The sequence below is a fragment of the Paracidovorax anthurii genome (genome assembly GCF_003269065.1).
In the GTDB taxonomy this organism is placed as follows: Bacteria; Pseudomonadota; Gammaproteobacteria; order Burkholderiales; family Burkholderiaceae_C; genus Paracidovorax; species Paracidovorax anthurii.
Window position 1 is genome coordinate 21,927 of record NZ_QLTA01000062.1, and the last position, 6,988, is coordinate 28,914.

At 70.0% G+C, this 6,988-nt stretch carries 2 protein-coding genes; both read left to right on the forward strand.

Annotation, left to right across the window (positions count from 1 at the left end; genetic code table 11):
- Positions 1-22: 22 nt before the first annotated feature.
- Entirely contained in the window at positions 23-1,090 is a 1,068-nt protein-coding gene (locus tag AX018_RS21595; RefSeq protein ID WP_111881695.1) for a TauD/TfdA family dioxygenase, read from the forward strand.
- A partial coding sequence (locus AX018_RS21600) for a non-ribosomal peptide synthetase (RefSeq protein WP_111881698.1) occupies positions 1,087-6,988 on the forward strand: 5,902 nt, incomplete at its 3' end. The genes AX018_RS21595 and AX018_RS21600, both read left to right, overlap by 4 nt.

Consider the following 6,988-nt stretch of genomic DNA (forward strand, 5'->3'; position numbering starts at 1 on the left):
ACACATTTCAGGAGCCGACATCATGAACAACACCCTGCAATCGCGGCTCGGGCCGCGCGCCGCGCGCCGGCAGGCGGTCTCCGGCGACGGAGCCGATCTGGTGCGCTGGTCTTCCCTGTTCGGGGAGGGCGACCTGCCGGCGCTGGTCGAGCCGGCCATGCCGGGCCTGAGCCTTGCGCACTGGGCGCATGAAAACCAGGCCCTGATCCACCAGCGGCTGGTCGAGCGCGGCGCCATCCTGTTCCGCGGATTTCCGGTGGCATCGCCCGCCGATTTCAACGCCTGCATCGACGGCGTATCGGGCGGCGCGCTGGAATACAAGTTCCGGGCATCGCCGCGCACGCAGATCCAGAAGGACCTGAACGTCTACACCTCCACCGACTACCCGGCGCAGGAAAGCATCTTCCCGCACAACGAGCATTCGTACTCGCCCGTGCTGCCCCTGCACCTGTTCTTCTACTGCGAGATCGCCGCCCTGACCGAGGGCGAGACGCCGATCGGCAGCACGCGCCTGCTGCTCGGCCGCATCGATCCGGCCGTGCGCGAGGCACTGGCCCGCCGCAAGATCATGTACGTGCGCAACTTCGGCGAGGGGTTCGGCCTGCCGTGGCAGACGGTGTTCCAGACCAGCGACAAGGCCGAGGTCGAAGCCTATTGCAAGGGCGTGGGCATCGTGCCGGAGTGGCGGTCCGGCGACCGCCTGCGCACGCGCCAGATCGGCCCGGCCCTGATGCGCCACCCCAAGACGGGCGAGGCCGTGTGGTGCAACCACGGCACGTTCTTCCACGAACTGAGCCTGCCGGCCTCGGCGCGCGAGCAACTGCGCAGCGAGTTCGCTCCCGAGGACCTGCCGCAGAACACCTTCTATGGCGATGGCGCCCCCATCGAGCCGGACGCGATCCGCCATCTCCAGGGCCTGTACCTGGACGTGATGGTCAAGTTCCCCTGGCAGCGCGGCGACGTGCTGATGGTGGACAACCTGTTGTGCCTGCACGGCCGCAGCCCGTACACCGGGCCGCGCCGCGTGCTGGTTGCCATGGCACACGCGTGCCGATCCCAAGATCTGGATGTTGCTGGAGAGTCCGCATGACGTTTGCCACCAAGCCCGAGGCGTTCCGCCTGTCCCTGCAACAACGTGGCATCGCCGAGCCCGGAGCGGAATCGCTGCAGGCCACGGTCGCCATCCTCATCGAGGCCCCTGCGGGGACCGGGCGTGCTGCCCTGGAGCGGGCACTGGCCGGGCTGGTGGCGCGCCACGAGATCCTGCGCACGCGGTACCGGCCGGTGGCCGGATCGAGCTATCCGGTGCAGGAGCCGTGGCCCGATCTGGCGGCGGCGTGGAAGACCCTGGACGGCGCGCCGGCCGACGAAGAACTGCTCGTGGCCGCGCGCGGCCTGATCGATGCGCAGGGCGGCGCCGTGCTGGGCGTGGTCTTCCATGATGCCGGACCGGCCGGCGTGCGGCTGGCCATGGCCGCGCCGCGCTGCAGCCTGGATTTGCGCGGCATCCAGGATCTGGCGCAGGCATGCGCGGCATCGGCCACCGCATCCCGGACGGATGGCGCGGCGCAAGAGGACCCGCTGCAATACGCCGACTACGCCGCCTGGCAGGCCGAACTGCTGGAGAGCGCGTTGGGCCAAGAAGGGATGCGCTACTGGCAAGCCCGGGCGGGCGACGCGGGCACGCCGCCGCGCCTGCCTTTCGAGCGCAAGCGGTGCGGTGCCGAATTCGCCGGACGCGGCGCAGTGAGCGGCCACGGTGAGCGGAGGGCGCTGGGCGATGCCCAGGCACGGGCGTTGCGCGAGGGGGCCGCGCAGGCCGGAACGACCCTGGAGACGGTCGCGCTGGCGTGGTGGTCGGCCTTCGTGGCACGGCAGGCGGGTGCCGATACCGTCTCGGTGCAATGGTGGCTTGGCGACCGCCAGGACGAGTTGCTGGGAGCGCTTGGCAACTTCGCGGTGCGCTTGCCGGTGTCCCTGGCGCTGGACCCCGGGCACGATGGGCCCGCCCTGGCCCGCGCGGTACAGGCGCAATGCCGCGAGGCGGCCTCCTGGCACGAATGTTTCGACCCGGCGGCCCATGCCGAATGGCGGGCGCGCGAAGGCCGGGAAGCCGCGGGCGTGGAGTTTGAATACGTTCCCATCGCGCCGCTGCCGGCGGGCTGGCGCGTGGCGGCCTTGCAGTCGCAGGGAACGGCCGCGCGCCTGCGCTGCGAACTGCAGGAGGGGCCCAACGGCATGGCGCTGATCTGGCACAGCGACGGTGCTTTCGACGAAGCGACGCTGGCGGCATGGCACCGGCAATTCGCGCGGAGCCTCGAAGACCTGGCTGCCGGGCAAGGCCCATGGACCGATGCGCGGCTGCTCGATGCGGCGGACCGCGATGCGGTGCTGCGCGCCGGCCACGTGGGCGAAGCCACGCACACCCCGGTCAAGACAGGCCTGCACGGGTTGTTCGAGGCACAGGCACGCCAGCGGCCGCACCACCCGGCGCTGCGCTGCGGTAGACGGCAACTGACTTATGGCGAGTTGGACGCGCGCGCGCAGGCGCTGGCGTTGCGCCTGGGTGAAGCCGGGGTTGGACCGGGCGATCTGGTGGGGGTGCTCATCGGCCGTTCCGAGCAGGCCGTGGTGGCAATGCTGGGGGTTCTCAAGGCCGGGGCCGCCTATGTGCCCATCGATCCGGCGTATCCGGCGGCGCGGGTGCAGTACGTGCTGGCGGATGCCGGTATCCGCACGGTGGTTGCCGCGCAGACCGACCTGCCGGCGCTGGCTGACCCCGGGCTGCGGGTGATTGCCTTGGATGGCGAGCTGGCGCGGGCAGGCATCCCGCGCCTTCCCATGGCCGTGGCGCCGGACAGCCTGGCCTATGTGATCTACACCTCGGGTTCGACCGGCAAGCCCAAGGGCGTGCAGATCAGCCACGCCAACGCGGTGGCCTCCACGCTGGCGCGCCATGCCTGCTACGAAAAAGAGCCGGTCACGGCCTATCTGCTGTTGTCGTCGTTCTCGTTCGACAGTTCCGTGGCGGGTATCTACTGGACGCTGTCCCAGGGCGGCACCCTGTGCATTCCCACCGAGGATGAATACCAGGATCCCGTGAGGATCGCGCAGCTGGTGCGCGAGTCCTCCATCTCCCATCTGCTCGCGCTGCCGTCGTTCTACCGCCAACTGGTGGAGAGCGTGGCCCAGGGCCCGCTGCGCTGCGTGGTGGTGGCGGGCGAGGCCTGCCATCCCGACGTGGTGGCCGCGCATGCCCGGCATGTGCCTGCCGCGGCGCTGGTCAACGAATACGGCCCCACCGAGGGTACCGTGTGGTCGCATGCATGGCGCATCGATCCGGCGGACGGTGAGGAGCGCATCCCGATCGGCTATCCCGTCGGCGGCACCACCAGCGTGGTGCTGGACCATCGCCTGGAGCCATGCCCTCCCGGCATGGCGGGTGAGCTCTACATCGGCGGCGCGGGCATCGCGCGTGGCTATCTGGGTCGGGCCGTGCTGACCGCCGAGCGCTTCGTGGCCGACCCCTTCGTTTCCGGGCAGCGTCTCTACCGCACCGGCGATCTGGCGCGCCTTCGCCTGGATGGCGTGGTGGAATACCTGGGTCGCATCGACCACCAGGTCAAGATTCGTGGGCACCGTATCGAACTGGGCGAGATCGAGACCCTGCTGCTGGCGCAGCCGGGGGTTGACGAGGCCGTGGTCGTGGCCCTGGAAGGGCGCCTGGTGGCCTACCTCAGCCCGGCGCTTGGCGCGGGGGCGGAACAGGCCCTGCGCCGGGCCCTCGAGCACGCCCTGCCGGCCTACATGGTGCCGTCTGCCCTCGTTGCCCTGGCGCAATTGCCGCACACCCCCAACGGCAAGGTGGACCGCCAGGCGCTGCCGCATCCCGACAGCGTGCGCGAACGCGACTACGAACCGCCGCAGAATGCCCGGGAGGAAGCGTTCTGCGCCATTTGGCGAGACGTCCTGAACGTCGGGCGCGTGGGGCGCGGCGACAACTTCTTCGAGCTGGGCGGCGATTCCATCCTGGGCCTGCAGATCGTGGCGCGGCTGCGCAAGGCGGGCTGGCGCATCGCGCCCAAGCAGCTCTTCGAATGCCAGACGATCGCCCGCCTGGCCGGCGAGGCCCAGGCGATCGAGACGGCGCAGGAGATGACCCAGGTCGAGGGCGATGTGCCCCTCGCACCGATCCAGGCGGCCTTCTTCGCGCTCCCCGTGCCGCAACGCAACCATTGGAACCAGTCGGTTCTGCTGCGGCCGCGAGGGGCTCTCGACCTGCCGGCCTTCGCCAAGGCGCTGGCTGCGGTTCTGGGCCATCACGATGCATTGCGGCTGCGTTTCGAGGAGGGCGGGGCGGGCGTGGTCCGGCAGTTCTATGGCCCGCAAGGCGATGCCGCGGACGTGCTGTGGCAGCGGAGCGCCGGGCATGCCGGAGATCTGCTGACCCTGTGCGAGCAGGCGCAGCGCAGCCTGGATCTGGAGCGCGGCCCTCTGTTGCGCGCCCTGGCCGTGGAGCTTCCCGACGCCAGCTGGCGTGTCCTGCTGGTGGTGCACCATCTGGCGGTCGACGGGGTGTCATGGCGCATCCTCCTGGAAGACCTGCAGGCGGCCTATGAACAGGCGCGCGCTGGCCGTGATGTGGTGCTGCCCGCCAAGACCGCCAGCTACAAGGACTGGACGTTGTCCCAGCACGCCCGCGGGCAGGAGCTGTGCGGCGAGCCGGCGCACTGGCTGGCGCTGGCGGACATCCCGGGGCCCGCGCTGCCGTGTGCCCGGCCGGAAGGTGCACACACGCTGGCCGATGCCGCCGTGGAGACCCTGGTGCTGGACGTGGAGCAAACGGCGGCGCTGCTCAAGGAGGCTCCGGCCGCGTACCGCACGCAGGCCAATGACCTCTTGCTGACCGCGCTGGCACAGGCCGTTTCGGCCTGGACCGGCGAGCCGCGCGTGTGGATCGACCTGGAGGGCCACGGGCGCGGGGACAGCGGCAACGGGCTGGATGTGTCGCGCACGGTGGGCTGGTTCACCGCCGTGCATCCGGTGGTGCTGGATGCCAGTGGTGCCCCCGGTGCGGCGATCAAGCGCGTCAAGGAGCGGCTGCGCGCCGTGCCGCACCACGGCGTGGACCACGGGTTGCTGCGCCACTTCGGCACCGAGGCGCAGCGCGCCGCGCTGGCCGGGTTGCCCCGTCCGCAGATCCTCTTCAACTATCTGGGGCAGTTCGACGGCAGCTTCGATGGCAGCACGCAGTGGCTGCCCGCTCAGGAGCCGGTCGGTGCCAGCCAGGACCCGGCCGCACCGCTCGAATACGAGCTTGCACTGAACGGTCAGGTGCTGGACGGGCGCCTGACCTTGAACCTGACGTACAGCGCGGCGCGGCATGATGCGGCGACGATGCACGGCCTGCTGGAGGGCCTGCGCGAGGCACTGGTCGCGTTGACGGCGCATTGCTTGGGTTGCCCGCGAGGTGCAACGCCCAGCGATTTCCCGCTGGCCGGCCTGGCGCAGCAGGATCTGGACCGATTGCCCCTGCCGCTGGAGGCGGTGCAGGACCTGTATCCGCTCAGTCCCATGCAGCAGGGCATGCTGTTCCACAGCGCCTTCGATGCGGGCGGCGCGGCGTACATCAACCAGTTGCGCATCGACGTCGCGGGGCTGGACTCGGCGCGCTTCGAACAGGCCTGGCAGGCGGCGCTGGTGCGCCATGAAGCGCTGCGCACCGGGTTCCTGCAAGGCGATGTGCCGTTGCAATGGGTAGCGCGTGGCGTTGCGGCGCCCTTCACGCACCACGACTGGGGAACGCATGCCGACATCGAGGCGGCCCTGGATCGGCTCGCGAAGGAGGAGCTGGACCGGGGCTTCAACCTGGCCGAGCCTCCCCTGATGCGGTTCGTACTGGTGCGGCGTCCGGACGGACGCCACCATTTCATCTGGACGCACCACCATCTGCTGATGGATGGCTGGAGCGCGGCCCAGGTGTTGGGCGAGGTTCTCAGACAGTACGGCGGTGCGAGCATCTCCACGCCCTCCGGCCAGTATCGCGATTACATCGACTGGCTGGCGCGGCACGATGCCCAGGCTTCGCGCCGCTATTGGCGTGCCCAGGTCGCTCGCATCGGTGAACCCACCCGGGCGGCACTCGCTTTGCCGCGCCGGGAGGATGGCGCAGGCCAGGGCGAGCAGCAGCTTCAGATCGATGCGGCGCGTGCGCACCAGCTCGCGCAATGGGCGAGCGCGCAGCACGTCACGCTCAACACGCTGGTGCAGGGTGCATGGGCGCATGTTCTGGCCCGTTGCCTGGGCCGCGACGCGGTGTGCTTCGGCGCCACGGTGGCGGGCCGGCCCGACGAGTTGCCCCAGGCTCAGCAGACCGTGGGCGTGTTCATCAATACGCTGCCCGTGGCCGTGGACATGCCGGCGCACATGCCGGTGGGAGACTGGTTGCGCATGCTGCAGGCCAGTAATCTGGCCGCGCGCGAGCACGAAACCCTGCCGCTGCAGGACATCCAGCGCCTGGGAGGACAGGGCGCGCAAGCCTACTTCGACAGCATCGTGGTGTTCGAGAACTACCCGGTCGATGGCGTGCTGCGCGACGCACAGTCGCTCGGCCTGGAATTCGACGGGCTGCGGGCCAGGGAGGAAACCAATTACCCCGTGACGCTGGTCGTCGCCCACAGCGGGCCACTGTCCATCGTGCTGCGCCATGCAAGGAAAGACGTGGATGCGCGCACCGCCGGATTCCTGTTGCAGGCGCTGGACCAGCAACTGGCAGCGTTGTCGCGCGATGCCGGTGCGCCTCTCGGCAGCATCGCGCTGTCCGTGGCCCGGGGACCGGATTTTCCGAGCCATGGAGAGGCAGTGCACGTGGAGGCGAAGACGGTGCACCGGCAGATAGAGGAGCAGGCGCAGCGCACGCCGGATGCGGTGGCGGTGGTGTTCGGAGGGCAGACGCTGAGCTATGCGGAGCTGAACGCGCGGGCGAACC